This window comes from Streptomyces sp. WMMB 322 (assembly GCF_900090145.1).
Taxonomy (GTDB): Bacteria; Actinomycetota; Actinomycetes; order Streptomycetales; family Streptomycetaceae; genus Streptomyces.
Window position 1 is genome coordinate 288,350 of sequence record NZ_FMHI01000004.1, and the last position, 26,358, is coordinate 314,707.

Genomic DNA, 26,358 nt, shown 5'->3' on the forward strand with positions numbered 1-26,358 from the left:
GACCGGCGGGTTACTCCACCTCGTGCGCGCCGGACGCTGCCAGCGCACGCACCGCGTCGGTGAAGGCGTCACCGCGCGCGTTGTAGTTGACGAACATGTCCATCGAGGCGCAGGCCGGTGCCATCAGCACCGTATCCCCGTGACGGGCCAGCCGCGCCGCTTCGTGGACTGCCGCAGCCATGGCCCCAGTGTCGGTGCGCTCCAGGTCCACCACCGGGACATCCGGGGCGTGTCGCGTGAGGGCTTCGTGGATGAGGTGGCGGTCGGCGCCGATGAGTACGGCGGCTCGCAGGCGAGGCGCGGACTCCTGTACGAGTTCGTCGAAGGTGGCGCCCTTCGCGAGGCCGCCCGCGATCCACACGATGGAGTCGTACGCGGCCAGCGACGCCTGCGTCGCATGGGTGTTGGTCGCCTTGGAGTCGTCGACATACGCGACGCCGTCGATGTCGGCGACGTGTGCGATGCGGTGTGCGTCGGGACGGAAGGCGCGCAGTCCGTCACGTACGGCCGCGGGCGGCACCCCGTAGGCGCGCGCGAGAGCCGCCGCCGCAAGGGCGTTGGCGATGTTGTGCGGCGCCGCGGGAGTGATGTCCGAGACCTCGGCCAGTTCCTGGGCCTGCTCACGCCGGTTCTCGACGAAGGCGCGGTCCACCAGGATGCCGTCCACGACGCCCACTTCGGACGGCCCCGGGGTGCCGAGGGTGAATCCGATCGCGCGGCAGCCCTCCTCCACGTCCGCGCGGCGCACGAGCTGTTCGGTGGCCGGGTCCGCGCAGTTGTAGACGCAGGCGACGCGATTGCCTTCGTAGACGCGGCCCTTGTCGGCGGCGTAGGCCTCCATCGAGCCGTGCCAGTCGAGATGGTCGGGTGCCAGGTTGAGCACGGCGGCGGAGTGGGCGCGCAGGCTCGGCGCCCAGTGCAGCTGGTAGCTGGAGAGCTCGACCGCGAGCACGTCCGGGGGGTCCTCGGCGAGGACGACGTCGATCAGCGGGGTGCCGATGTTCCCCACCGCGGGGGCACGGAGTCCGGCGGCGCCGAGGATGGAGGCGAGCATCTGGACCGTGGTCGTCTTGCCGTTGGTACCGGTGACGGCGAGCCAGGGCGCGGGCGTGCGGTGCCCGCCCGCCGCGTCCGCGGCCGCTGTTCCGCGCAACCGCCACGCCAACTCGACGTCGCCCCATACCGGTACGCCCTCGGCGTCGGCGGCGGCGAAGAGCGGGCTCTGCGGCTTCCAGCCCGGTGATGTGACGATCAGATCGGTCCCGTTGGGCAAGGTGTCCGCGTCCGCGAGTCTCACCGTCACGCCCTGGGCACCGAGTTCGGCCGCGCGCGAGCGGTGCGATTCGCTGTCGCCGCCGTCGACGACGGTGACCTCGGCGCCGAGGCGCTGCAGCGCACGGGCCGCGCTCACACCGCTGACGCCGAGTCCGGCCACCGTCACACGCCTGCCCCGCAGGCTCCCCGCATCCGCGAAGTCCGCTGCGTGCGAGGGGTCTTCGGAGCGCTGGGGATCGTGCCGGTCGTTCACTTGCTGGCCGCCCACCCTGCGTAGAAGATCCCGACGCCGAGGATGGCGCACATGCCCTGGATGATCCAGAAGCGGACGACCACCAGGACCTCGGACCAGCCCTTCAGTTCGAAGTGGTGCTGAAGGGGCGCCATCTTGAACACCCGCTTGCCGGTGAGCCGGAAGGAGCCGACCTGGATGACGACGGACATGGTGATGAGGACGAACAGTCCGCCCAGGATGGCCAGCAGCAGTTCCGTGCGGGAGCAGATGGCGAGCCCGGCGAGGGCTCCGCCCAGCGCGAGCGAACCGGTGTCGCCCATGAAGATCTTGGCGGGCGAGGTGTTCCACCACAGGAAACCGAAGCAGGCACCCATCAACGCGGCGGCGACGACGGCCAGATCGAGGGGGTCGCGCACCTCATAGCATCCCGGACCTGCCGTGAAGGGGTTGGCGCAGGACTCCTGGTACTCCCAGACGCAGATGAAGACGTACGCGCCGAAGACCATCACGGAGGCGCCGGTGGCCAGGCCGTCCAGGCCGTCCGTCAGGTTCACGCCGTTGGACATCGCGAGGATCATGAACAGCGCCCAGATCACGAAGATGACCGGGCCCAGCGACCAGCCGAAGTCCTGGGTGAAGGACAGCTTCGTCGAAGCGGGCGTCAGCAGGCGGAGATTGGGGAAGTTCAGCGCGAGGACCGCGAACGTGGTGCCGACGATGAGCTGTCCGGCCATCTTCGCCTTGGCCCGCAGGCCGAGGCTGCGCTGCTTGACGATCTTGATGTAGTCGTCGAGGAAGCCGACCAGGCCCATGCCGGCGAAGAGGAAGAGCACGAGCACGCCGGAGAAGCTGGGCTGACTGCCGGTCAGCAGCTTCGTGAGCGCGTACGCGGCGACCGTGGCGAGGATGAAGGCGATGCCGCCCATCGTCGGGGTGCCGCGCTTGCTGTGGTGGTTCCGCGGTCCGTCGTCACGGATGAACTGCCCGTAGCCTCGTCTCGCGAGCAGTTTGATCAGCAGGGGCGTCCCGATCAGGGACAGGAAGAGTCCGATGACTCCCGAGAAGAGGATCTGGCTCATACCCATCGGGCGGCGACCTCACCCTCGTTGGTCCCGGGCTCCGTGAGCGCGTCCGCGACGCGTTCCAGACCCACCGAACGGGAAGCCTTCACCAGTACGACATCCCCCGGGCGCAGTTCGCTCCGCAAGAGCTCGACCGCCGCCTCAGCGTCGGACACGTGCACCGACTCCTCACCCCACGAACCCTCGTTCTTCGCGCCCATGTCCAGCCAGACGGCCTCCTGGCCACCCACCGCCACGAGCTTGCTGACGTTGAGCCGGACGGCGAGCCGTCCGACCGCGTCGTGCTCGGCAAGCGACTCGTCGCCGAGCTCGGCCATCTCACCGAGCACCGCCCATGTCCGCCGGCCCCGTCCCATCGCGGCCAGCGCGCGGAGCGCGGCCCGTGTCGACTCGGGGTTGGCGTTGTAGGCGTCATTGACGACCGTGACTCCATCGGCGCGCTCGGTGACCTCCATCCGCCAACGCGAGAGCGAGCCCGCGGCGGAGAGCGCGGTGGCGATGTCCCCGGCGGGCATGCCCAGTTCGTGGGCGACGGCCGCCGCGGCGAGCGCGTTCGACACGTGGTGCTCACCGTACAGGCGCATGGTCACGTCACCGCACCCGGTCGGTGTTTGTAGCGTGAAAGACGGCTGACCGCTGTCGGTGAGCCGGACATTCTCGGCACGGACGTGAGCATTCTGCGCCTCGCCGAACAGCAGCACGCGAGCACGGGTCCGCTCGCTCATGGCCCGGACGAAGGGGTCGTCGGCGTTGAGCACGGCGACACCGCCCCCGTCTCCCCCGGCCGCACCGTCGCCTCCGGGAGCAGCCGGCGGCAGGGCCTCCACCAACTCGCCCTTCGCGAGGGCGATCTGCTCCCGGCCGCCGAACTCGCCGATGTGCGCCGTCCCGACGTTGAGCACGACGCCGATGCGCGGCGGGGTGAGCTGCGTGAGGTAGCGGATGTGCCCCACGCCGCGTGCGCCCATCTCCAGCACGAGGTGACGGGTGCCTTCCTCGGCGCGCAGAGCGGTGAGCGGCAGCCCGATCTCGTTGTTGAGGGAGCCCGGCGTCCAGACCGTCGGCCCGAGGCGTTCCAGCAGCTGTGCGATCAGGTCCTTGGTGCTGGTCTTTCCGGCGGAGCCCGTCAGCGCGACGACCTGTGTGCCCAGGCGTTCGACCGTGTGCCTGGCGAGTGCGCCCAGGGCCCGGGTGACGTCGTCGACGACGACGGCCGGCACGCCGACGGGGCGGGTGGCCAGGACGGCCACCGCACCCGCTTCGACCGCGCTGCGGGCGAAGTCGTGTCCGTCGGCCCGTTCACCGGCGAAGGCTGCGAAGAGACTGCCGTGGGCCACTTCCCGTGAATCGATGACAACGGGTCCTGTGACCAGGGCGTCGGGGTCCGGTATGTCGCTCTGCTGTCCGTCGACGACAGCGGCGATATCGGCGAGAGATAGGGGGATCATCGGTCTTCGGCGTCTGTCCCTTGGGTCGGGGTGCTGTTCGCGGCTCCCGCGGCAGCCTGCGCGGGGGCCGCGGGAGCCGTGGGCATCTCTTCCTGCTTGTTCCGGATGGCTTCGCGCAGCACGCGGGTGTCGTCGAACGGTCTGACGACCCCCGCGATGTCCTGTCCCTGCTCGTGGCCCTTGCCGAGCACGATCACGGTGTCACCGGGCTCGGCGCGTTCGACCGCGAGACGGATCGCGGCGGCTCTGTCCTCCTCCAGCAGGACGGTTCCCCGGTCGTACGCCGGCACTTCGGCGGCGCCCGCGAGCATGGTGGCGAGGATCGCGAGGGGGTCCTCGGTGCGGGGGTTGTCGGAGGTCAGGACTGCGGTGTCGGACAGCCGCGCAAGCGCGGAACCCATGGCGGTGCGCTTGTTCGGATCACGGTCGCCGCCGCAGCCGAGAACGGCATGCACACGTCCCTCGGTGACCTTCCGGATCGCGAACAGGACGGACTCCACGGCGTCGGGCTTGTGCGCGTAGTCGACGATCGCCAGGTAGTCCTGCCCGACGTCGACGCGCTCCAGCCGGCCCGGCACGCCCGGCACGGCGGCGATGCCGTCGGCAGCCGTCTGCGGGTCGATACCGGCGGCGACGAGGGCGGTCAGGGCGGCGAGCGCGTTGGCGACGTTGAAGGGCCCGGGGATGGGCGCGGCGGCCCGTACGGACTCGTCCTTCGGCCCCACAGCGGTGAAGGTCGAACCGAGGGGCCCCACCTCGACGTCCTCGGCGCGCCAGTCGGCGTCGGGGTGGCCCTCCGCGGAGAAGGTCGTCACGGGGACCTCGGACTCGGTGATCAGCCGCTGCCCGTACTCGTCGTCGAAGTTGACCACGCCCGCGCGTGAGCGCGCGCGTGTGAACAGCTGCCGCTTCGCCCGGAAGTAGTCCTCCATGTCCGGGTGGAAGTCCAGGTGTTCGGGGCTGAGGTTGTTGAAGACGGCGATGTCGAAGACGCAGCCGTCCACGCGGCCGAGCACCAGCGCGTGGCTGGAGACCTCCATGGCCACCGCCGTCACGCCGCGCTCCCGCATCACCGCGAAGAGCGCCTGCAGGTCGGTGGCCTCAGGGGTGGTGCGCTCGGACTTCAGCCGCTCGTCCCCGATGCGGGACTCCACGGTGCCGATGAGCCCTGTCAGTTCGTCCGTCTTGGCGGCGGCCTCGCGGAGTCCGCCGTCCACCAGGTAGGCGGTGGTGGTCTTGCCGGAGGTGCCGGTGATGCCGATCTGGAGCAGGTCCCTGCCCGGCTCCCCGTAGATCTCCGCGGCCAGCGCACCCATACGGGCACGAGGGTCCGGCACCGTCAGGACCGGCAGCCCCGTGTCGGCGGAGCGTTCGGTACCGGCCGGGTCGGTGAGCACGGCGGCCGCGCCGAGGCTGGCGGCCTGCGAGGCGAAGTCGGCGCCGTGGAAGCGTGCGCCGGGCAGCGCCGCGTAGACGTCACCGGGCCGCACCGCACGTGAGTCGTGGGTGATACCGGTCACCGGGGCCTCCTCCGCGCCCTGTGGGGCTGCGGTGTTCAGCCGGCGGGCCAGCTCCGCGAGGGGAACCGGCCGTACCTGTGCGGGCCGCGGCGTGCCCGAGGTGACGTTCGCGGTCGTCCCGGGGGCAGCCTCCGCGGAAGACGGGACTGGGCGGCCCTCCGCCGAGGGCGAGAGGGAGTTCTGATCAGCTTGTGGCACGGCGGTGAGCGTACCGGGCGGGAGGGCTGTGCCGCGAAGCGAGGGGCTTCACGGAGGGGCGTCGCCGGGCCTCCGGGACCTGCTCCCGGCCCGTTCGGCGGGACGGTGCGAGGGGGGCCCGGGGGCGGCGTTCCCGGCTCATCGGTCCTTCTCCGAGCTGTCCTTCCCTGCCTTGACGGGCAGCGGGTCGGCCTTTGCTCCGGTCGGGGGGATCTGCAGCGACTTCAAGGCGAACTTCATGACCTTCTTGTAGACGGGGCCGCAGACGTCGCTCCCGAAGTAGCTTCCCTTCTTCGGGTTCTGGACGGCGCAGTAGACGGTCACCCGCGGCTTGTCGGCGGGAGCGAAGCCCGCGAACGACGAGGTGTACCCGCTGTACCGGCCCGTGTCGGGGTCCACCCGGTTGGCCGTACCCGTCTTGCCCGCGACCCGGTAGCCGGGGATCTTCGCGGTCGTGCCCGTCCCCTCCATGTCGCTGACCACGGACTCCAGCATCCTGGAGAGGGTCTTCGCGGTCTTCTCGCTCACCACACGGCGCTGGCCCGGCTCGGGTGCCGCCGTGAAAGCGCCGTCCGGGCCGGTGGTTCCCCGTACGAGCGAGGGCACCTTGCGCACGCCGCCGTTGGCGATCGTGGAGTAGATCGACGCGGCCTGTACGGCGTTCAGGGAGAGGCCCTGGCCGAACGGGATCGTGTACTGCTGGGAGGCGCTCCACTTTTCGGGACGCTCCAGAATTCCGGAGGACGCGCCGGGCAGCCCCAGGCCCGTGGACCTGCCGACGCCGAACCGGCTCAAGTAGCGGTGGAGGACGCGATTGGCCTCCTTCTGGTCCTTCCCCAGCTGCTCGGTGGCGAGGATCGTCCCGATGTTGCTGGACTTGGCGAGGACGCCGTTGAGCGTCAGATGCCAGGTCTCGTGGTCGATGTCGTCGGCGAAGGAGCGGTCGGCACGCTTGAGGCGGTTGGGCACCGTCACTTCCGTGAGCGGCGTGGCCTTGCCCTCCTCCAGGACGGCGGCCATCGACATCACCTTGCTCGTCGAACCGGGCTCGTAGATGTCCTGCGCGGCGGCGTTGCCGAGGGCCCGGGGGTCGGCGCGTGAGATGTCGTTCGGGTCGAAGTCCGGGGCGCTGGCCATGGAGAGGAGTTCACCGGTGCGGGTGTCCTGTACCACCACGTAGCCGCTGTCCGCGTCGGAGTCCTCGACCTGTTCCCGGATGGCCTGCTGCGCGGCCCACTGGATGTCCCGGTCCAGGGTGAGCTGCACGTCGGCGCCGGCGCGGGCCGGGTGTTCGCGTACGCCCGCGGTGGGGACCTGGCGGCCGCCGGACTGGGCGTAGGTGATCTTGCCGTCCTTCCCGGCGAGCTTCTTGTTCAGCAGGGCCTCGATGCCTGCGCCGCCCTTCCCCTCGGAGTTGACGAAGCCGAGCACGGAGGAGGCCAGTTCACGGTTGGGGTAGATGCGCTTGGGGTGCTTCTCGCGGTAGACGCCCGCCAGCACGTCGGCCGCTTCACCGGCGCCGCCGTCCGCGGACTTCTCCGACTCGGCGGCGGTGCCGGCCGCGCCCGCCGGCCGTCCCGCCTCGGCCGCCTTCGCGGCGACCTCCCTCTTCAGCTTCTTGATCCGCGTCCAGGTGCGCGGCGTCTGCTGGCGGGCGAGGAGCACATAGCGGGTGTTCTTCTTGGCCAGTTTCCGCGTGAGCTGCTGCTCGTCCTCGTGGAGCACGGGTGCGAGAAGGGCGGCGGCGCGCTCGGGGGCGTCCGTGACGCCGGTCTGCTTCCGGGTGAAGAGATACGGGTCCGCCGTCACGTCGTAGGCGTCGACGGTGGTGGCCAGCGCCGCGCCGTCGCGCGAGGAGATCGTGCCGCGCTCGGCCGCGAGCGGCACGGTGATGTAGCGGTTGACGGCTGCCTTGTCGGCGAACGCGCTGGCGTCGACGGCCTGCACCTGGAGCAGCCGCGCGGTGAAGGCGAGCATGATCGCGGTGAGTCCGAAAGCGATCAGTCGCAGTCTCGGCCTGGCGCGCGCGAGGCGCAGCTGACCGCCCTGTGCGGGAACGGGAGGCCTGGTGCCGCCGGACGCCTTGGCGGACCTGCCGGGCTTGACCGCACTCGCGGACCTGACGGTCCTGCCAAGGTCCGAAGACCGGGTCTGCCCGGCGGACTTGAGGGGCTTGGAGGGCTTCGCCGCCTTGGCGGCCCTGGGCTGCGAGGACTTGGGGGACCTCGCGGAGCTCCCGCCCTCGGGGCGGTCCGAGGAGGGCTTGCCCTTGCTCTTCCCGTTGCCGCCGTCGTGCCGGGGCCCACGGGGGCGTTCGCTCACCGCTCCTCCTGCTCGGGGTCGCCGGTGGCGGGCTGCGGCTTGCCCTTGACGGTGCCGTCGGGGGCCAGGAACGCGGGGGTGCCGCCGGGTACGAGGCCCAGTTCGCGGGCACGCTTCTCCAGCGAGCCGGGAGCGGAGTAGGAGTCGACCTCCTGCTGGAGCGACTGCTGTTCGTCCGTCAGCTCGTCGGTCTGCTTCTCGAGCTTGCTCAGCCGGAACGAGCCCTGGTTGACCGCGGCGTTGAGCAGCAGCAGCCCCAGCAGCCCTGCGCCCAGTATCAGCACGACGAGCAGCACGAACGGCGTGCGGGCAGCCGTCGAGGTGCCGGCCGGTACGAGACGGGCGAGCCGGGAAAGCCGCTGCTGTGCACTCACGAGGTGTGCGCCTCCCTGATGCGCTCCGCGCCGCGCAGCCGGGCCGGTGCGGCACGGCGGTTCTCGGCGATCTCGTCCTCGGTGGGGAGTTCGGCACCGCGCGTCAGCAGCTTGAGCCGCGGCTGGTACTGCTCGGGCACCACGGGCAGCCCGGGCGGCGCGGTGCTCCCGGCACCGGCGGTCAGCACCCGCTTGACGAGCCGGTCCTCCAGCGAGTGGTACGACAGCACCGCGATGCGCCCGCCGACCGCCAGCGCGTCCACGGCCGCGGGCACGGCCCGCTCCAGGACGTCGAGTTCACCGTTGACCTCGATGCGCAGCGCCTGGAAGGTCCGCTTGGCGGGGTTGCCGCCGGTGCGCTTGGCCGCCTGCGGCAGTGCGTCCCGGATCACTTCCACGAGCCTCGCGCTGTTGCTGAAGGGCTCCCTCTCCCGTTCCCGTACGACGGCCTCGACGATGCGCCGGGCCTGCTTCTCCTCGCCGTACGCCCGCAGCACACGCACGAGTTCGCCGGGCGGGTAGGTGTTGAGGACGTCCGCGGCGCTCGGGCCGTGCGTCTGGTCCATGCGCATGTCGAGGGGGGCGTCCTGCGCGTAGGCGAAGCCGCGCTCCGCCTCGTCCAGCTGCATGGAGGAGACGCCGAGATCGAACAGCACACCCTGCACCCGCGGGACGCCGAGCCGGCCCAGGACGTCGGGCAGTTCGTCGTAGACGGCGTGCACGAGCGTGGCGCGGTCGGCGTACGGGGCGAGCCGCTGCCCGGCCAGGCGCAGCGCCTCCCGGTCGCGGTCGAGCGCGATCAGCCGGGCCGCCGGGAACGTCGAGAGCAGGGCCTCGCTGTGGCCGCCGAGGCCGAGGGTGCAGTCGACGACGGTGGCGCCGGGCTCGGCGAGGGCCGGGGCCAGCAGATCCAGGCAGCGCCGGAGCATGACGGGGCGGTGCCGCTCCCCGGGAGACCGCCCGGAGGAGTCACCGGGGGAATCGCTGAAGGGGCCGCCGCCGGCGGAGTCCTGACCCACGGCCGTCTCCGAGGGTCCGACAGGCCCTTCGCGGGCGGGCTGCTCTTCGGTCGTCATGCGCCCTTCCTGCCCACGTGCTGCTTGGTCCCCGCCCGCTCGAAGGGGAAGAGGCCGGACGGAACCGGGGAAGGGAGCACCGCACGGCCAAAGAGCGGGAGGAGGCCGAGCCGCACGTACGCGCCTGCGCACTCGGGGAATTCGGAGTCCCCGGAAGCGTCCCGCCTCCCACTTCGCGCCACTTTAGTCCACTCGTCCCTTCGGTCAACCAGCGCCGTGGCGCGTTGACCCGGGGGCAGGGCCACCTGTGGAGCACGTCACAGAAACGGTGGAAAGCCCGATTGGTCCGCCACGGAAGGGAGCCCGGGGCGCCTCGGCGGTCTAACGTCGTCACATGTCGACGCACCAGCGGCACGCTCAGCCGCACGCCCAGTCCCCCGCCGGCGACCAGCGCCGTCCCGGAACCGTCACCGAACGAATCCTCGAGGCGAACGAACGCTACGCGGCGGATTTCGCCAACTCGGAAATGGCCGCCAGCCCTGCACGCAACGTCGCCGTCGTCACCTGCATGGACGCCCGTCTCGACCTGTACCCGGCCCTCGGCCTCGAACTCGGCGACTGCCACACGATACGGAACGCGGGCGGTGTGGTCACCGACGACGTCATCCGTTCCCTGACGATCAGCCAGCGCGCCCTGGGCACCCGCTCGGTGGTTCTCATCCACCACACCGCCTGCGGAATGCTCACCATCACCGAGGACTTCCGCCACGAACTGGAGCTGGAGGTCGGGCAGCGCCCGTCGTGGGCGGTCGAGGCCTTCCCGGATCTGGACCAGGACGTGCGGCAGTCCATGGAACGTGTGCGTACTTCGCCTTTCCTCCTGCACACGGACGACGTGCGTGGTTTCGTCTTCGACGTGAAGACCGGACTGCTCCGCGAGATCGATCCGGAGATCACCGCGGAAGCCTGACGCGAAGACGCATGGGCGTGAAGAATGCGTGTACAGGCAGCAGATGAGCAGAGCGGGACACGGGGCGACGGGCCGAGGAGGGCCGGGTGACGACCTTTGACGAGCGAGCGGATCTCAGCGATCTGAGCAGCACGGCGGACCGGGTGCGCCGCTCGATGGAATCGGTGATCGAGGGCAAGCCCGAGGTCGTACGGCTGTCACTGACCGTGCTGCTCGCCGAGGGGCACCTCCTGATCGAGGACGTGCCGGGCGTGGGCAAAACCATGCTGGCCAAGGCCCTCGCCCGGTCCGTCGACTGCTCGGTGCGGCGCATCCAGTTCACGCCGGACCTGCTGCCCTCGGACATCACCGGGGTGAGCGTCTACGACCAGCAGCGGCAGGACTTCGAGTTCAAGCCGGGTGCGGTCTTCGCGCAGATCGTCATCGGTGACGAGATCAACCGGGCCTCCCCCAAGACCCAGTCGGCGCTGCTGGAGTCGATGGAGGAGCGTCATGTGACGATCGACGGCCAGACGTACGAACTGCCGTCGCCGTTCATGGTCGTGGCGACCCAGAACCCCGTCGAGATGGAAGGCACCTACCCGCTGCCCGAGGCGCAGCGGGACCGCTTCATGGTGCGGGTGTCCATCGGCTATCCCAGCCCGGCCGCGGAGCTGGAGATGATCGACGTGCACAGCGGTGCGTCGCCCCTGGAGGACCTCCAGCCGGTGGCGCACGCGCACGAGATCGGCAAGCTCATCGACGCCGTGCGCGGCGTGCACATCGCCGAGCAGGTGCGGCGCTACGCGGTGGAGCTGGTCGCGGCGACGCGTTCGCACCCGGAGCTCCGGCTGGGCGCGTCGCCCCGCGCGACGCTGCACCTGCTGCGCGCGTCGCGGGCGGCGGCCGCGCTGGCGGGCCGTGACTTCGTGCTGCCGGACGACGTGCAGTCGCTGGCGGTGCCCGTGATGGCGCACCGCCTTCTGCCCACCTCCCAGGCGCAGCTGAGCAGACGGACAGCCGAACAAGTGGTCGCGGAGATCATTCAGCGCGTGCCCGTACCGACGGCGGCTCCGGGTGCCGGGGGCGTTCCGCCCCGCCCGGACGGTTACGGACAGCAGCCGCCGCGGGGTTACTGATGTCCGGCAGCTCCGCGCCGCGCGGAGGGCCCGCGGGACGGGCGGCCTTCGGCAAGGCCTCCGGAGGCGGCGGCAAGGCGGACCGCCGCGGGCAGGAGGACGGCGGCGCGCGGGACGGGAAGCAGCGCGGCCCACTGCGCACGGCACTCGGAGGGCTCACGACCCGCGGACGGTCGTTCCTGGCTGCGGGCATGGCCGCGGCGGTCTGCGCGTACGTGCTCGGCCAGGCGGACCTGCTGCGGGTGGGGATGCTGCTGGCGGCGCTGCCGCTGGTGTGCGTGCTGGTGCTGTACCGCACGCGCTACCGGGTGGCCGGCTCCCGCAGGCTCTCCCCGGCACGGGTCACGGTCCGTTCGGAGGCGCGCGTGCACCTGCAGATGGACAACGTCTCGCGGCTCCCGACGGGCCTGCTGATGCTGGAGGACCGGGTGCCGTACGTGCTCGGGCCCCGGCCCCGGTTCGTACTGGACCGGGTCGAGCCGGGCGGCCGGCGCGAGGTCTCGTACCGGGTCCGTTCCGAGATGCGCGGCAGCTATCCGCTGGGGCCGCTTCAGCTGCGCCTGACCGACCCGTTCGGGATGTGCGAACTGACGCGCTCCTTCAGCACGTACGACACGCTCATGGTGGTGCCGCGGACCGTGCCGCTCCCCCCGGTCCGGCTGACCGGCGACGCCACCGGTTACGGCGACGGACGGCACCGTTCGCTCTCGCTCGCCGGCGAGGACGACGTGATCCCGCGCGGCTACCGGCACGGCGACGACCTGCGCCGCGTCCACTGGCGCTCGACCGCCCGCTACGGCGAGCTGATGGTGCGCCGCGAGGAGCAGCCGCAGAAGGCACGGTGCACGGTGCTGCTGGACACCCGCCGCGGCGCGTACGCCGGTTCGGGCCCGGACTCCCCCTTCGAGTGGGCGGTCGCGGGCGCGGCCTCGGTGTGCCTGCACCTGCTGGAGCGCGGCTACGCGGTCCGGCTGCTGACGGACACGGGGACGATGGTGCCGGGGCCCGAGGGCGTCGGCTTCGCCGGGGACTCCTCCGACACCGCCGGGCTGCTGCTGGACACCCTCGCCCTCCTCGAACAGTCCGACAAGGAGGGCATGTCGTACGCCTACGACATGCTGCGTGGAGCCGCGGGCGGACAGGAGGGGCTGCTCGTCGCGTTCCTCGGCGAGCTCGACGAGGAGCAGGCGGCCACTGTGGCGCGCATGCGTCAGCGTACGAACAAGGCGGTGGCCTTCTGCGCCGGGAGCTCGGCGGACGGCACCGACGGGAAGCAGGTGCCGCAGTACGAGCGTGAGCCGGCGCCGGAGAGCGGCGCCGCTCCGCCCGGCCCCGGGGACGAGGGCGCGCCGGCCGGAGCGGGCACGACCGTGACGGTGCCGCCGCCCGCGGCGGACGAGGAGTCTCTGCACGCGCTGCGCGAAGCGGGATGGACGGCCCTGCGCGGCGGTCCCGGTCTGGCCATGCCGGAGCTGTGGCAGGAAGCGGACGAGTCGACCTTGGGGGGTGTGCAGCGATGAGCGGACGGGGACGGCTCGCTCTGTGCGCCGCGCTGGCCACGCTGGCCGCGGCCTTCGCGCTGCTGCCGCTGGTGGAGCCGGCGACGTGGCTGCTCCAGGCGGCGCTGCTGCTCGGAGTGCAGACACTGGTGGGCGCGCTGGCCCGCCGGGTGCCGCTGGCGCGTCCGCTGACGCCGGCGGTGCAGGCGCTGGTCTCGCTCCTGCTGCTGACCTTCTTCTTCGTACGCGACGAGGCGTTCGCCGGGCTGCTGCCGGGGCCCGCCGCCTTCGCGGAGTTCGGGCAGCTGCTGGCCCAGGGCGGGCACGACGTGGGCCGGTACGCCATACCGGCACCGGTGACCGACGGCATACGGCTCATGCTGGTGGGCGGCGTCCTGCTGATCGGTCTGCTGGTCGACGCGCTGGCGGTGACGTTCCGCAGTGCTGCGCCCGCCGGACTCCCGCTGCTGGCCCTCTACTCCGTGGCGGCCGGGCTGGCGCGGGACGGTGCCGGCTGGCCGTGGTTCCTGTGCGCGGCCGGAGGCTACCTGCTGCTTCTCCTCGCCGAAGGCCGCGAACGGCTCTCGCAGTGGGGGCGCGTCTTCACCGACCGCGGACGGCCCGGCTCTTCCGCCTACGAACCCGGTGGCGTCGAGGGTCCCGCGACCGCTCCGGTACGCACGGGGCGGCGGATCGGCGCGCTGACGCTCGGCCTCGCACTGGTGGTGCCCGCGGTGATGCCGTCGCTGGGCAGCGGTCTGCTGGACGCGGCACGCAACGGCAGGGGCGGCCTGGGCCAGAACGGCGGCACCGTCTCGGCGGTCAACCCGCTGGTGGCGCTGCAGGACAGCCTCAACCAGGCGGAGGACCGCACCGCCCTGAGCTACACCACGAGCACCCGGAACACCCAGGAGATGTATCTGCGGATCGTCGCCCTGGACCGGTTCGACGGCTCTTCGTGGAAGCCGTCGGAGCGTCGCATAGACGCCGTGCCGGACCCGCTGCCCGCGCCGCCGGGGCTGTCACCGGACGTGCGGACGGAAAAGGTCCGCAGCAACATCGTCGCCGCCCCCTGGTACGCGCAGAACTGGCTGCCGATGCCGTACCCGGCCGACCGCGTGCGCCTGGAAGGGCGTTGGCGCTTCGAGCCGGAGGGCCGCACCCTGGTCGGGGACCGCGGGCAGACCACACGCGGCGAGCGCTACCAGGTGGAGAGCCTGCTGGTGAAGCCGACGCCGCGTCAGCTGCGTCAGGCACCCGAGCCGCCGCGCGCGGTCACCGAGGAGTACACGAAGGTGCCCGATTCGCTGCCGGGTGTCGTGGAGCGGACCGCCCGTCAGGTCACAAGCAAGGCGTCCAGCGACTACGAGCGGGCGGTGCGCCTTCAGGACTGGTTCGCGTCCGACGGCGGTTTCACCTACGACACCCGTGTACGTGCCGGCAGCGGCTCTGCGGCGATCGGCAACTTCCTTGAGCAGAAGGAGGGTTTCTGCGTCCACTTCGCCTTCACGATGGCGGCCATGGCGCGCACGCTCGGCATCCCGGCGCGGGTGGCGGTCGGCTTCACCCCCGGCACCGCGGACGCCGAGGGGCGGATGAACGTGGGCCTCAAGGACGCGCACGCCTGGCCGGAGCTGTACTTCGAGGGCGTCGGCTGGACGAGGTTCGAGCCGACGCCGACGCGGGGCACCCCGCCTCCCTATGCACAGCCGGAGACTCCCGACCCCCGCGAGAACCCCGCGGAGCAGCTTCCCGACCGGGGGCAGAGCACCGAGCCGTCCCCCGTGCCCTCCGAGTCGGAAAGCTGTGACGCGAACGCGAAGCGGCTGGACCCGCAGTGCGGGCAGGCCGCACCGGCCCCGGACGGCGGGAACGGCGACGGCGGCTTGCCGTTGGGCACTGTCGCGGGCGTCACAGCGGCGTCGCTGCTGGGGCTGGGGCTGCTGATGCTGCCGATGCTGTGGCGGGTGCGTACGAGATCGAGACGGCTCGGTGACCGTGCCGCACCGTCGGTGCCGGGCAGAGGCGCGGACGGCGCCGTCGTGCTCGGTGCCTGGCGCGAGCTGGTCGACAGCGGCTGGGACTACGGGGTGGTGCCCGAAGAGTCGGCCACGCCGCGCAAGGCGGCCGAGCGCATCGTGCGGATCGGCGATCTGGGGCCGGAGGCGGCGGAGGCGGCGTTCCGGGTGGCCCTGGAGGTCGAGCAGGTGCTGTATGCGCCGCAGCCGCGGCCGGGGGTCGGTGTACGGGCGGACGTACTGCTGGTCCGGGCCGCCCTCCGGGATGCGGCGCCTCGCAGTCTGCGGCTCCGTGCACTCCTGCTGCCACCCTCATCCATCCGGGTGATGTGGACGGTGACCGGGGCCGCCACGGCGGTCCGGGACAGGTGGCTGGGCGCGCTGCGGGTCCGCTTCGCGAAGTAGCGCCGAGAGGCGCGTCACGGTGGCGGACGGGCGGATGCCGCCGCCGTGACGGGAGCGGTCGCGTGCGGGCCGGACGGGGAGCCGGAGCCCGGCCGGCTCGGAGCCCCGGCCGGCTCGGAGCCCGGGCGCCCCGGTGCCGTCAGGGCAGTCTTCGTCGCCTGCGGCGCCGGGGCGCCCTCACGGGCGGCCGGGGCGGGCGCGTCCCGGACCGGTCCCGAGGAGGGGCAGGCCGGTCCCGAGGGCGACGCGGCCGGCAGAGGGCCCGGCGCACGGCTCCGCCCCGGCATGGCTGTGGGGCTGCTCCCCCGGATTCCGGAAGGGAGACAGCCCCGCAGTGACGCTGTGACGCTGTTCAGCGGGAGGACGCCGCACGGGCGTTTGTGCTCGGGCTACTGGCCCTCGTCGCGGCGGCGCTGCCACCGCTCCTCGATGCGGTTCATCATCGAGCGGCGGGAGCGTGACTGGCGTCGCGTGGACGCCGAGCCGCTTCCGCTGCCGCCCTGCTGCGCGCTGCCCTGCTTCTGTTGCTCCTCGCCGCTCTTGGGGGCCTTGCGCCAGCCGGTGACCGCGAGGACGGCGCACCCGAGCATGACGAGGAAACCCACGACGCTGATCCAGATCTGCTGCGCGACCATTCCGGCCATGAGCAGGGCGATGCCCACCAGAAAGCCTGCGACCGCCTGGTAGACCCGCTTGCGGGTGTACCTGCGCAGCTCACTTCCCTCGAGCGCTGTCGCGAACTTGGGGTCTTCGGCGTACAGCGCTCGCTCCATCTGCTCGAGCATGCGCTGCTCGTGCTCAGAGAGCGGCACGGAGTCCTCCTACTCGTCGGTCGCGGGGGCGACCGGGTGCGACCATCCAAGGATAGGCAGGGAATCGCCCCCGTGAAACCCGCCCCTCTGCGCCATTACCTCCCACCAGGACCGAGATGACGGGTGCCGGCGCGGGACCGTTCAATCCGTGCATTCCCGCACCGCCTTTCCGCCATGCCGAACGGTGTGCCCCGATCATACGGCGGTCAACAGCTGATCGGGTGAGCTAACGGCCACCGCGGTACTGATCGGTCACTCCGGCCGGGTCACCCCCGCCGGGCCCGGCGCCCGCCGGGTCACCCGTCGTGGTACCGCGCCTCGGCCAGGACATGCAGCTGACTCGCGACCGCCTGGAAGGCGGGCAGTTCGGAGGCGGCGCTCTCAAGCCGCACCAGGGCCGCCTCGGCGTCCGGTTCCGTGTCGACGAGCGCCCCGGGCACGAGGTCGGCGAAGACGCGGATGCCCTGCATCGCTGTGACGGACAGGCCAGTGGCGTCGACGAGGTCGGTGAGCTGCTCGGGCGTGAACCGGCGGGGCATGGGGTCGCTCTCGCCCCAGCGTCCGTTCTCGCCCGTCAGCGCCTGCCGCGCTTCGGTGAAGTGGCCGGCCAGGGCGCGTCCCATCACGGCGCCGCCCAGACCGGCGGCGAGGAGGCTGAGAGTGCCGCCCTCGGGACGCAACGCCGCGACGACGTTGCCCAGCCCCTCGGCCGGATCGTCCATGTACTCCAGGACGCCGTGGCAGAGCACCACGTCGTAGCCGCCGCGCCCCACGACGTCGAAGAGACCGTGCGCATCGCCCTGCACTCCGCTGACCCTGCCCTCCACTCCGGCCTCGGCGGCGCGTCGTTCGAGCCCGAACAGCGCGTTGGGGCTCGGGTCCACGACGGTGACACGGTGGCCCAGCTCGGCGACCGGCACGGCGAAGTTGCCCGTCCCGCCTCCGGTGTCGAGGACTTCGAGGGACTCCTTGCCGCTCGCCTTGACCCGCTGGTCGAGGGCTCCTCGCAGTACCTCCCAGACCACGGCGGTACGGCGGGATGTGCTGGGGCGGGACATGGCGTGCTCCTCGGCGGCTCAGGGGCGTGCAGCCACCACCCTATTGCCTTCGCAGCCACGGCGTTTCCCGCGATGTCCCGGCCCACCGGGGCCGCTGTCCGCCGCTTCGCGCCGTCACCCCGCACGGGGCCGGCGCCGGTCCTCCTCCGCGCCCGGCGGGCTCAGCCGGGCGGCGACGAAGGCCTCGTCGGACGCGGCGATGCGTGGCTGCGGCAGCGCGGGCTGCGAGACCAGCATCCGCTCCACCAGCCGCAGGAAGACCCCGGTCTCACGGACGAGGTCGTCGGCGTCGCGCCAGCTGGCCGCGCCCTGTATGCCGGCTTCGGCACGGGCCCGCTTGGGCGCGCCGGAGGCGAACAGCACGCTCCACTCCGTGAGTTCGGGCGCGGCTTCGGGCAGCACCTCCCACGCGCTTCGTATGGCCCGCCTGCGGCGCTCGCTGCTCTCGGGGCGCCCGCGCACCGCGAGCACGGCGGCAGCTGTCCGGAGGGCGGCCAAGTGCGCTGTCGCGAACCGCTCGTTGGGCGTCTCCATGGCCGCGGCCTCGTCCAGCCCGTGCTGCGCCTGTGCGAGCAGGTCGAGGGCTGCGGGCGGGGCGGCGGCCCTGCGCAGGACGGGATGGACGTCGTTGGCCGGCGGGGAGTTCGGGGGCGCTCCCCGAGAGGGTCGCTGCACGGGAACCAACCTCCTGTCGTCGTCCGACTTCCGAATGGACCGGCGTATGCACCCATCGTGAGGGCGACCACTGACAATCCGTCCGACCTGCGCAGAAACCCCTGCGGCGATCAGGACGGCATGCAAGCGGGGGCCGCCCACGGAGATTCAGCACCGTGAGGTAATTTTGAACTGACCAGTCAGTGCAAAATGAAGGGTGGGTCCGTGGGCGACGCGGTACACGAGGACTCCCACGGCAACGAGGAGCCGGGGAAGGAGACGACCACCGGCGCAGGGTCGAGCGGCGCCGACAGGACCACCGGTCCGTACGCGCCCACCGGCACGGCCCGGGCCGCGGCGGAACGGGGGGACGAGGCCCCGGGCGAGGAGCCGGCGACGTCCCCCGCAGAGGTCGTCGGACTCCACCCCGAGGGCGTCGGACTCCACGCCGAGGGCTTCGGGCTCGACGGCCCGCGTGGCCGGGTCTTCTCCGGCGTCGGTTTCGAGGCGGCACCGGGCTCCCTCGTCGCACTGGAGGGTCCGTCGGGCTCGGGACGCACGTGTCTGCTGCTGGCACTGACTGGGCGCATGAAGGCAACCGGGGGGCACGCCGTGGTGGGCGGCCGCCGGCTGCCCGGACAGCTCGCCGCCGTACGACGGTTCAGCGCCCTGGCCGCCGTGCCGGGCGTCACCGACCTCGAACCGTCCCTGTCCGTCGCCGAACACCTTCGTGAACGCGTGCTGCTGCAGCGGCGGTTCGGCGGTTCCCTGCGCTCCCTGCTGCGGCCCCGCAGGGAGCGGGCGGCGGGGCGCGCCCGCGTCGACGCCGCGCTTGCCCTCGCGGGGTTCGACCCGGAGACGCTGCCCAAGGGGCCTCGTACCCGCGTGGGTGACCTGGAGCGGCTGGAGGTTCTGAGGCTGTCGGTCGCGCTGGCCCTGCTGGGCGCGCCCCGTCTGCTCGCCGTGGACGACGCCGACTTCAAACTTCCGGAGCCCGAGCGCGAAGAGGCGTGGGCGCTGCTGCGTTCGGTCGCGGCGTGCGGTGTCACGGTCCTGGCTGTGTGCAGCGAGGCCCCACCGGACGCGGTCCTCGTCCGTACGGACACCGGGCGCGAACGGCAACACCCCGCACATACAGGGGAGTTCGACGGTACGAGCGAGAAGGAGACGGCGGATGCGCTCGCCGAGACTGGCCGCGCTTGAGCTCAGGCGTTTCGGGAGGGGCCGGCTGCCCCGGGCGGCGATGGCGGCGATGCTGCTGCTGCCGCTGCTCTACGGCGCCCTGTACCTGTGGTCGTTCTGGGATCCGTACGGGCGTCTCGACAAGGTCCCGGTCGCCCTCGTCAACGAGGACGAAGGGGCGAGGGCCGGCGGCAAGCAGATCGCGGCGGGGGACTCGGTCGCCGAGGGACTGCACGAGAGCGGCACGTTCGACTGGCACGAGACCGACGCCGAAGACGCCCGGAAGGGTGTCGAGGACGGGCGCTACTACCTGTCACTGACCGTGCCCTCCGACTTCAGCGAGCGCATCGCCTCCAGTTCGGGCGACGACCCCCGGACCGGTGCCCTGAAGGTGCGCACGAACGACGCCGGCAACTACGTCGTCGGGCAGATCTCCCGCACGGTCTTCTCGGAGGTGCGCGCGGCGGCCTCCAGCAAGGCCTCCCGCGGCTTCTACGACCGGATCTTCGTCTCCTTCTCCACCCTTCACGACCGGACGGCGAAGGCGGCGGACGGCGCGGACAGGCTCGGCGACGGCATCGGCCGCGCCAAGAAGGGGACCGGGGAACTGAAGAACGGTCTGGGCGAGGCCGAGCAAGGCAGCGGCAGACTCAAGGACGGCACGTCACAACTGCACTCCGGAGCAAGCAAGCTGGAGAAGGGGTCGAAGCGGCTGGCGGACGGCACCCAGCAGTTGAGCGACAAGGTCGACAAGGCCGCCGGCAGGCTCGGCCCGTTCCTGGACGGGCACGGCGACGAGATCGGCACCGCTGCCCGCGACGTGGCCCGTACGAGCAGGACGCTCAAGGACAACCTCGGCGAACTGCCCGCCGCGGCACACCGGGCGAAGGCCGACTCCCGCAAGGCCGCCGACACCCTCGCCACCGTTCACCGGGCGCGCTGCGAAGCTCCCGTCAAACTGGACACCTCCTGCACGCAGTTGAAGAAGGCCAGGGACGCCGCCGAGACGGCGGCCGATGTGGCCGCGGACGTCGACGACATCGTCAAGAAGCAGGGAAGCCTCACCCGTCTCGGTGAGAATCTCGACAAGCTGCGCAAGCACGCGGACGCCCTCGCAGAACGCGGCCCCCGCCTGGGCGAAGACCTCGACCAGGCCGTCGCCAGGATCCACGCGCTCAACAAGGGCGCGCACAAGGTCCACGACGGGGCGGGGCGCCTCAAGAGCGGGCTGGCCGGCGCAGAAAGAGGCGCAGCGGACCTCGACACCGGCGTCGGCAAGCTCAGCAAGGGCGCGGGCACGCTCGACGGCGGGATGTACAAGCTCGCCGACGGCTCCGCCCAGCTCTCGGGCGGCCTGCACGACGGCGTGAAGAAGATCCCCGACTACGGCAAGCAGGAGCGCGAGGACCGTGCGGGCGTGATGGCCGACCCCGTCGGACTCTCCTCCGCGAACGCGCACTCGGCACCCAACTACGGGACGGGGTTCGCGCCGTACTTCATCCCGCTCGCCCTCTGGGTCGGTGCGATGATCGCCTACATGCTGCTGCAGCCGCTCAACAGACGCGCACTGGCGGCGGGTGCGCCCGCCGCACGCATCACACTCGCGGGATGGCTGCCCGTCGCCGCGATAGGGGCGCTGCAGGCCGGGGCGCTGCTGGCCGTACTGCACTGGGGGCTCGGGCTCCAACTCGCCCGGGGCGCAGGCACGGTGGGCTTCCTGCTGCTGGTGACGCTCTGCTTCACCGCGATCGTGCAGTTCCTCGGCGCGCGGTTCGGCCCGGCCGGCCGCGTCCTCGTGCTGGCGATGCTCATGCTCCAGCTGACATCGGCGGGCGGCACGTACCCGATAGAGACCAGCCCCGGATTCTTCAACGCCATCCACCCGTTCCTGCCGATGAGTTACGTCGTGGACGGGCTGCGGCACCTCATCACCGGCGGTGAAACGTGGCCGGTGTGGCGGGCCTGCCTCGTGCTGCTCGCCTTCACGGCCGGCGCTCTCGCACTGACGGCCCTCACGGCCTGCCGCAGGCAGGTGTGGACCGTGAACCGGCTGCACCCGGAGATCGCGCTGTGAGCCGCGCTCCCACCCGCGAGAGGCTGTTCCAGGCGGCCGTGACGCTCATCGCCGAGCAGGGCTTCTCCGCGACCACGGTGGACGAGATCGCCGAGAAGGCCGGTGTCGCCAAGGGCACCGTCTACTACAACTTCGCCAGCAAGAGCGAGCTGTTCGAGGAACTGCTGCGGCACGGCGTGGAGTTGCTGACGAGGGATCTGCGCGAAGCGTCCGCCTCGACCGCTTCGGCGGGCGGCGGTCACATCGACGCGCTCGATGCGATGGTCCGTGCCGGACTCGTCTTCATCGACCGCTATCCGGCCTTCACGCGGCTGTACGTCGCGGAGTTGTGGCGCACCAACAGGGCGTGGAACTCGACCCTGCTGGTGGTCCGCAGGCAGGCCGTCGCCGTCGTGGAGGAGGAGCTGCGCGCCGGTGTGGAGGAGGGCGAGCTGAGCGCCGACATCGACATCGCACTGACCGCGGCCGCCCTGGTCGGCATGGTGCTGGTCGCCGCTCTGGACTGGAAGGCGTTCCAGCCGGAGCGCTCCCTGGACGAGGTGCACGGCGCGCTGTCGCTGCTGCTCCAGGGACGCGTCGGGGGGTGTGCGCAGCCCCGGTAGCCGGCCGAACCGGCGACCACCCGTTCCCAGGGCTGCGCACGCCTTCCCCCGTATCCCCCGACCCCCGTCACGGACGCGGGGCCCCGTGCCCCCGCGTCCCCCTTGCAAGGGAGCCGCCTCCGTTCCGCCGCCCCGTGTCGGCGGTGCGGAGCCGGTACTCCCTTGCCACGCGCATCACTCTGCCGCCCGGCGGGGCCCCGGCCCATCCGCTGTTCTACTCAATCGGCGGGCTAGGTAGCCCTACTCAGCACTGAGGGCCGGAGCCCGGGTGCTACCGCTCAGGGCGACGGTCCCGCTCCCCCGGCGGCACCGCCCGCCGCGAGGAGCGGTCCGCCGTCCCGCTAAAGTCCCTCGTCATGGCACGCATTGCGGTGATCGGCGCAGGGCTGGGCGCGATGGCGGCCGCCGCCCGGCTGGCGACGGCGGGGCACCGGGTGACGGTGTACGAGCGCTCGGCGACCTTCGGCGGCGGAGTCCGGTCCTGGGAGCGGGACGGCTTCCGCTTCGACACCGGACCCGGCCTTCTGCATCTGCCGGCGGTCTACCGGGACCTGTTCGTGAAGACCGGCCGTGAAGCGCTGGAGGACCGCGTGGGCCTCGTGCGGCTCGATCCGGCGGTCCGGCACGTGTTCCCCGACGGCACGGCCGTCTCGCTGCCCTCCGGCTCCCGCGCCGGGGTCGTCGGGGCGCTCGACGCCGCCTTCGGCACGGGGGCGGGCGAACGCTGGACGGATCTGCTCGCCCGGGCCCGTACCGTCTGGGACGCCACCAGGCGGCCACTCCTCGAGGAGCCGCTGACCGCGGATGGCGTCCCGGCGCTGCGCGAGAGCCTCGCCCGCGACCCGTACCCCGCGCTGCGCGGCAAGGGCCTGCTGCGGCGGCGCACGCCCACCCTGGCGGAAGCCGCCGCCGACGAGCTCCGCGATCCGCGGCTGGTGTCCATGCTGACGGGCTGCGTCAACTCCTACGGCCTGAACCCGGAGGAGGCACCAGCGGGTGCGGCCGTACTCGCCTACGTGGAGCACACTTTCGGCACCTGGCATGTGCGCGGCGGGATGCGGGCGCTCGCGGAGGCGCTGTACACGCGGTGCACGGAACGCAAGGTGGACTTCCGCTTCGGCTGCGAAGTGGCGCAGGTGCTGGAGGAGGACGGCAGAGCGGTCGGCGTGAAGCCGGCCGGAGGGCCGGACGTACCGGCCGACGCCGTGGTCGTAGGCACCGCCCGGGTGCCGGGGAGGGCGGCCGGCGACGGGGCACCGCAGGGTGTGCCGGCACTGTCGCGCCTCACGGTGCTGCTCGCGCTGCGCGGCGCGAGACCGGCGGGCACTGCGCATCGCACCGTGGTGCACCGTGCCGACGCCCCCGGCCGGCCGCTGACCGTGCTGCGTCCCGACGATCCCGCGCTGCGCCCGGACGACGGGCATGAGGCCGCGGTGCTCTCGGTCGCCGTGGAGCCGGAAGAGGCGGGCGGGGCGGGCGAGGAGAACGGACTGTACGGGCAGGACTGGAAGGACGGGCAGGCGGGGCAGGACAAGGCGTCCCGTCTCGCGGACCGGCTGCTGGCCGCCGCCGACGCGGCCGGGCTGGACCTCGGGGAGCGCGTGGTGTGGCGCGAGGTGCGCACGCCGCGCCACATCGAGGAGGAGACGGGGGCTCCGCTCGGTCTGGTGCCTGCTCCGGCACTCGCGGGGCGGTTTGCGCGCGCGGGCCGTACCCGGAGGGACGCCGCCGTGGATGTGCGGCCGCCCAACAGGACGGGCACGAGCGGGCTTTACCGCGCCGGAGGCTGGGCGCATCCCGGCGGCGGTGCCGCACACGCGGGAATGTCCGGCGCGTTGGTCGCCGGACTGATCGTGGAGGGTGACGACTGGCGCGGCTCGCGCTGAGCCCCCGCGGCGGCCCGCCGCTGCCGGGCGCGGCCGCTCCGCCGGTCAGTAGTAGTAGCCGCTGCCGGCGCCGTATCCGTTGCCCTGGCTTCCGTAACCGTACGGGTCGCCGTTCTGGTACGGATACTGCTGCTGGCCCTGCGGCTCGTTGGGGTCGCGCTGCTGCGGCACCCATGCCCCGGCGCCGCCGGTGGGCGGCTGGGGGAAGTAGGACTGCCCGTCGGCGTACGACTCGCCGTTGCCGTACATGGATCCGTAGGCGTCCGCGCCCGCGCCGCCCGCTCCGAAGCCGCCGCCCCCGCCGAAGGTGTCGGAGACCCCGTACGGAGACTGCTGGGGGCCGTACCCCTGCTGATCGCCCAGGCCGCCGATGCCACCGATGCCGCCGTACGGATCACCGCCGCCGTAGGAGGGGTTGCCCCCGTAGGTGTCGTAGCCGCTGTAACCCTCGTACGAGGGGCCTGCGGCGCCCGCGGCGTTGGCGTCGAAGGCGGCGTACGGGTCGGAGAACCCGCCGTACTGCTGGCCGTCCTGGTATATGCCGGCCTGCTGTCCGGCTGCCGGATAGCCGAAGCTGTCGTAGCCCCCGAATGTGAACTCGCCGGTCTCGTCCGGCATGGGGCCGGGCTGGTAGACGGGGACCTGCTCCTGGCCGGCCGTCTGCGGCCCGTAACCGTTCGGCGCGGAAAACCCGTTGGGCTGGTAGCCCTCGGTCTCCGGGCTGAACGGACTGAACGCCTGGGTCGCATCGAAGCCGTCGGGACCGGGGCCGGCGAGACCGTCGGGCGCGGCGAAGGCGGTCGTCTCGTAGCCGTTGCCGTTCGGGGAGTCGTAGCGGTTGCCGTTCAGGCTGTCGTAACCGTTGCCGTTCAGGTCGTCGTAGCGGTTGCCGTTGAGGCCGTCGTAACCGTTGCCACTGGAAGCTCCGAATCCGCTCGGGGCGCTCATCGAGTCCACGGCGGGGAAGCCGCCCGTCTCGTAGCGGTTCCCGCTGTTGAACCCGCTCGGAGCGCTCATCGATCCCACGGCGGCAAAACCGGCCGTGTCGTAGCCGTTGGAGTCGCCGGCGTTCTGCTGGAACCCGTCCGAGCCGTAGCCGCCCGACGCGGTCAGGGCGGGTACGGGCTCGGGCGCGGAGTCGAACTGCGGCATCTGCACCGCCTCGGGCTCCGGCTCCTCGTCGCGGCGGCGGCTGACGCCGGGCACTCCGGAGAGTGCCCAGCCCGCCACGAAGCCCCGGCGGTAGGAAAGCGTCACGAAGGTCTGACCGGTGGCGAAGGCGGCGATCCCGACGCCGATCACGACGACCGACGGGATCAGCGCCCCCGCCACCACGCCCAGGAAGCCGGTGAAGGCCAGCACGCGCCAGCGCAGCCGCGCCTTGTACTGCAGCAGCACTTCGCCCAACAGCCACAGCGCGACGATGCCGAACGCGATGTAGAGGACTGTCCAGCCCATGTGCGCCCCCTTCTCACTGCCTCGGCCGGCTACTTCGGCTCAGGGTCGATTGTGGAGTCCAAGATTCTGATGGATTTCCAACGTTGCCGTGGAGTTGTTGAGCGTAATGAAGTGGAGTCCGGGGACATCCTCGGCCATCAGCGTCGCACACATCTCCGTCGCGTACTCGATTCCGACCGAGCGTACCGCCGCGGGATCGTCTTCGACCGACCGGAGGCGGTCTGCCAGCTCGTCCGGGATCGTCGCATTGCTGAGCTGTGCGAACGTCTCGATCTGCTTGACATTGGTGACCGGGATGATCTCCGGGATGATCGGTGTCTCGCAACCCGCTGCCGCCACGCTGTCCCGCAGCCGCAAGTAGTCCTCGACGCGGAAGAACATCTGCGTGATCGCGTAGTCGGCCCCGGCGCGGCACTTGTTGACGAAGTGGCGCACGTCGGTGTCCCAGTCGTCGGAACGGGGGTGCATCTCCGGGAAGGCGGCGACGCCGACGCAGAAGTCGCCGGACTCCTTGACCAGCTCCACGAGTTCGGAAGCGTAGGTGAGGCCCTCGGGGTGCCTGACCCACTCGCCCATCGGGTCGCCGGGAGGGTCGCCCCGGATCGCGAGCACGTTGCGGATGCCGGCGTCCGCGTACTGGCCGATGACGTTGCGCAACTCCGACCTGGAGTGGTTCACGGCGGTCAGGTGCGCGACCGGGGTGAGTGTCGTCTCGGTGGCGATCCGCTCGGTGTTGCGCACGGTCCCCTCTCGCGAGGAGCCTCCGGCGCCGTAGGTCACGGAGACGAACGTGGGTGAGACGGCTTCGATCCGCCGCAGGGCGTTCCACAGTGAGCGCTCGCCCTTCTCCGTCTTCGGGGCGAAGAACTCGAACGAGTACGAGCGCTGCCCCGTCGCGAGGAGGTCACGCACTGTCGTGCTGCTGTCTGTCCTGGTAGCTGAGATACCGATGGCCATGGTTGCAGGCTATCGGCCTTGGCTAGAGGGCGACGGGGCGTGAAGAGCGCTTACGTCCCTTCCGTCGCCCTTGTCGGTGCGGCTGTTCCGGTTGCGAACGCGCTGGTCACGCAGCGAAAACGGCGCACGGGCGGCGCATGGGAAAGCGATTTCGCCGCGGGTCGCGCGCGGGACGGAGCCCGCCCGGCACCCCCG

Annotated in this window: 20 protein-coding genes; 8 read left to right on the forward strand and 12 right to left on the reverse strand. The window is 71.9% G+C overall.

Annotation, left to right across the window (positions count from 1 at the left end; translation table 11 throughout):
* Window positions 1–10: 10 nt before the first annotated feature.
* The 7 genes from murD to rsmH form a co-directional block, all read right to left on the reverse strand.
* Window positions 11–1,456, reverse strand: a complete 1,446-nt coding sequence (gene murD / locus H180DRAFT_RS09290; protein ID WP_055485638.1) for a UDP-N-acetylmuramoyl-L-alanine--D-glutamate ligase — start codon at window positions 1,454–1,456, stop codon at window positions 11–13.
* A gap of 68 nt (window positions 1,457–1,524) precedes the next feature.
* Window positions 1,525–2,589: a phospho-N-acetylmuramoyl-pentapeptide-transferase gene (mraY, locus tag H180DRAFT_RS09295; RefSeq protein ID WP_055485505.1), complete on the reverse strand. Its 1,065-nt coding sequence runs from the start codon at window positions 2,587–2,589 to the stop codon at window positions 1,525–1,527.
* Window positions 2,586–4,040 carry a UDP-N-acetylmuramoyl-tripeptide--D-alanyl-D-alanine ligase gene (gene murF, locus H180DRAFT_RS09300; protein ID WP_055485506.1) on the reverse strand — a complete coding sequence of 485 codons (1,455 nt, stop codon included), beginning with the start codon at window positions 4,038–4,040 and terminating at the stop codon, window positions 2,586–2,588. Before murF ends, mraY begins: the two co-directional genes overlap by 4 nt.
* On the reverse strand, window positions 4,037–5,758 hold the full coding sequence (locus H180DRAFT_RS09305) for a UDP-N-acetylmuramoyl-L-alanyl-D-glutamate--2,6-diaminopimelate ligase (RefSeq protein ID WP_079099957.1): 1,722 nt from the start codon (window positions 5,756–5,758) through the stop codon (window positions 4,037–4,039). Before H180DRAFT_RS09305 ends, murF begins: the two co-directional genes overlap by 4 nt.
* Window positions 5,759–5,896: 138 nt before the next feature.
* The gene (locus tag H180DRAFT_RS09310; RefSeq protein WP_079099958.1) at window positions 5,897–7,735 is read right to left on the reverse strand and encodes a peptidoglycan D,D-transpeptidase FtsI family protein; all 1,839 of its coding nucleotides are present in this window, start codon (window positions 7,733–7,735) and stop codon (window positions 5,897–5,899) included.
* A 341-nt stretch (window positions 7,736–8,076) separates the two neighbouring features.
* Complete coding sequence (locus tag H180DRAFT_RS29050; protein ID WP_055485507.1) at window positions 8,077–8,454, reverse strand: cell division protein FtsL; 378 nt, start codon at window positions 8,452–8,454, stop codon at window positions 8,077–8,079.
* Entirely contained in the window at window positions 8,451–9,383 is a 933-nt protein-coding gene (rsmH, locus tag H180DRAFT_RS09320; RefSeq protein ID WP_055485639.1) for a 16S rRNA (cytosine(1402)-N(4))-methyltransferase RsmH, read from the reverse strand. The genes H180DRAFT_RS29050 and rsmH overlap by 4 nt, the downstream gene beginning before the upstream one ends.
* Window positions 9,384–9,864: 481 nt before the next feature.
* On the opposite strand from rsmH, the gene H180DRAFT_RS09325 reads away from it, so the two are divergent.
* From H180DRAFT_RS09325 to H180DRAFT_RS09340, 4 genes are all read left to right on the forward strand, one after another.
* Window positions 9,865–10,440 carry a beta-class carbonic anhydrase gene (locus H180DRAFT_RS09325; protein ID WP_079099959.1) on the forward strand — a complete coding sequence of 192 codons (576 nt, stop codon included), beginning with the start codon at window positions 9,865–9,867 and terminating at the stop codon, window positions 10,438–10,440.
* 86 nt (window positions 10,441–10,526) lie between these two features.
* Window positions 10,527–11,558, forward strand: coding sequence for an AAA family ATPase (locus tag H180DRAFT_RS09330; protein WP_055485508.1), 1,032 nt, complete (start codon window positions 10,527–10,529; stop codon window positions 11,556–11,558).
* Complete coding sequence (locus H180DRAFT_RS09335) at window positions 11,558–13,078, forward strand: DUF58 domain-containing protein (RefSeq protein ID WP_079099960.1); 1,521 nt, start codon at window positions 11,558–11,560, stop codon at window positions 13,076–13,078. Before H180DRAFT_RS09330 ends, H180DRAFT_RS09335 begins: the two co-directional genes overlap by 1 nt.
* A complete protein-coding gene (locus H180DRAFT_RS09340; RefSeq protein ID WP_055485509.1) occupies window positions 13,075–15,480 on the forward strand; it encodes a transglutaminase TgpA family protein in 2,406 nt (801 codons plus the stop codon). Before H180DRAFT_RS09335 ends, H180DRAFT_RS09340 begins: the two co-directional genes overlap by 4 nt.
* A gap of 389 nt (window positions 15,481–15,869) precedes the next feature.
* Here the strand turns inward: H180DRAFT_RS09340 and H180DRAFT_RS09345 are convergent, their stop codons facing one another.
* The 3 genes from H180DRAFT_RS09345 to H180DRAFT_RS09355 all read right to left on the reverse strand — a co-directional run bounded on the left by H180DRAFT_RS09345 (window position 15,870) and on the right by H180DRAFT_RS09355 (window position 18,025).
* Window positions 15,870–16,292 carry a DUF3040 domain-containing protein gene (locus tag H180DRAFT_RS09345; protein ID WP_055485510.1) on the reverse strand — a complete coding sequence of 141 codons (423 nt, stop codon included), beginning with the start codon at window positions 16,290–16,292 and terminating at the stop codon, window positions 15,870–15,872.
* Window positions 16,293–16,588: 296 nt separating this feature from the next.
* Window positions 16,589–17,350 carry a methyltransferase gene (locus H180DRAFT_RS09350; RefSeq protein WP_055485511.1) on the reverse strand — a complete coding sequence of 254 codons (762 nt, stop codon included), beginning with the start codon at window positions 17,348–17,350 and terminating at the stop codon, window positions 16,589–16,591.
* A gap of 114 nt (window positions 17,351–17,464) precedes the next feature.
* Window positions 17,465–18,025, reverse strand: coding sequence for an SAV_6107 family HEPN domain-containing protein (locus tag H180DRAFT_RS09355; RefSeq protein WP_254665941.1), 561 nt, complete (start codon window positions 18,023–18,025; stop codon window positions 17,465–17,467).
* Between the two features lie 204 nt (window positions 18,026–18,229).
* On the opposite strand from H180DRAFT_RS09355, the gene H180DRAFT_RS09360 reads away from it, so the two are divergent.
* The 4 genes from H180DRAFT_RS09360 (at window position 18,230) to H180DRAFT_RS09375 (ending at window position 23,748) form a co-directional block, all read left to right on the forward strand.
* Window positions 18,230–19,207: an ATP-binding cassette domain-containing protein gene (locus H180DRAFT_RS09360; protein ID WP_254665942.1), complete on the forward strand. Its 978-nt coding sequence runs from the start codon at window positions 18,230–18,232 to the stop codon at window positions 19,205–19,207.
* On the forward strand, window positions 19,179–21,260 hold the full coding sequence (locus H180DRAFT_RS09365) for a YhgE/Pip domain-containing protein (RefSeq protein ID WP_055485512.1): 2,082 nt from the start codon (window positions 19,179–19,181) through the stop codon (window positions 21,258–21,260). The genes H180DRAFT_RS09360 and H180DRAFT_RS09365 overlap by 29 nt, the downstream gene beginning before the upstream one ends.
* Entirely contained in the window at window positions 21,257–21,862 is a 606-nt protein-coding gene (locus H180DRAFT_RS09370) for a TetR/AcrR family transcriptional regulator (protein ID WP_107097605.1), read from the forward strand. The genes H180DRAFT_RS09365 and H180DRAFT_RS09370 overlap by 4 nt, the downstream gene beginning before the upstream one ends.
* Before the next feature lie 356 nt (window positions 21,863–22,218).
* Window positions 22,219–23,748: a phytoene desaturase family protein gene (locus H180DRAFT_RS09375; protein ID WP_055485514.1), complete on the forward strand. Its 1,530-nt coding sequence runs from the start codon at window positions 22,219–22,221 to the stop codon at window positions 23,746–23,748.
* 45 nt (window positions 23,749–23,793) lie between these two features.
* Here the strand turns inward: H180DRAFT_RS09375 and H180DRAFT_RS30365 are convergent, their stop codons facing one another.
* Together H180DRAFT_RS30365 and metF are read right to left on the reverse strand one after the other, a co-directional pair.
* Window positions 23,794–25,206 carry a hypothetical protein gene (locus H180DRAFT_RS30365; RefSeq protein ID WP_074466706.1) on the reverse strand — a complete coding sequence of 471 codons (1,413 nt, stop codon included), beginning with the start codon at window positions 25,204–25,206 and terminating at the stop codon, window positions 23,794–23,796.
* Between the two features lie 39 nt (window positions 25,207–25,245).
* Window positions 25,246–26,163: a methylenetetrahydrofolate reductase [NAD(P)H] gene (metF, locus tag H180DRAFT_RS09385; protein WP_055485515.1), complete on the reverse strand. Its 918-nt coding sequence runs from the start codon at window positions 26,161–26,163 to the stop codon at window positions 25,246–25,248.
* Window positions 26,164–26,358: the final 195 nt, after the last annotated feature.

What these genes read in the sequence shown, in the direction of transcription:
- mraY (WP_055485505.1), bottom strand. Translation starts at nt 2,589, where the DNA reads ATGAGCCAGATCCTCTTCTCGGGAGTCATCGGACTCTTCCTGTCCCTG.
- murF (WP_055485506.1), bottom strand. Translation starts at nt 4,040, where the DNA reads ATGATCCCCCTATCTCTCGCCGATATCGCCGCTGTCGTCGACGGACAG.
- H180DRAFT_RS09310 (WP_079099958.1), bottom strand. Translation starts at nt 7,735, where the DNA reads ATGCTCGCCTTCACCGCGCGGCTGCTCCAGGTGCAGGCCGTCGACGCC.
- rsmH (WP_055485639.1), bottom strand. Translation starts at nt 9,383, where the DNA reads ATGCTCCGGCGCTGCCTGGATCTGCTGGCCCCGGCCCTCGCCGAGCCC.
- H180DRAFT_RS09325 (WP_079099959.1), top strand. Translation starts at nt 9,865, where the DNA reads ATGTCGACGCACCAGCGGCACGCTCAGCCGCACGCCCAGTCCCCCGCC.
- H180DRAFT_RS09335 (WP_079099960.1), top strand. Translation starts at nt 11,558, where the DNA reads ATGTCCGGCAGCTCCGCGCCGCGCGGAGGGCCCGCGGGACGGGCGGCC.
- H180DRAFT_RS09340 (WP_055485509.1), top strand. Translation starts at nt 13,075, where the DNA reads ATGAGCGGACGGGGACGGCTCGCTCTGTGCGCCGCGCTGGCCACGCTG.
- H180DRAFT_RS09350 (WP_055485511.1), bottom strand. Translation starts at nt 17,350, where the DNA reads ATGTCCCGCCCCAGCACATCCCGCCGTACCGCCGTGGTCTGGGAGGTA.
- H180DRAFT_RS09365 (WP_055485512.1), top strand. Translation starts at nt 19,179, where the DNA reads ATGCGCTCGCCGAGACTGGCCGCGCTTGAGCTCAGGCGTTTCGGGAGG.
- H180DRAFT_RS09375 (WP_055485514.1), top strand. Translation starts at nt 22,219, where the DNA reads ATGGCACGCATTGCGGTGATCGGCGCAGGGCTGGGCGCGATGGCGGCC.
- H180DRAFT_RS30365 (WP_074466706.1), bottom strand. Translation starts at nt 25,206, where the DNA reads ATGGGCTGGACAGTCCTCTACATCGCGTTCGGCATCGTCGCGCTGTGG.
- metF (WP_055485515.1), bottom strand. Translation starts at nt 26,163, where the DNA reads ATGGCCATCGGTATCTCAGCTACCAGGACAGACAGCAGCACGACAGTG.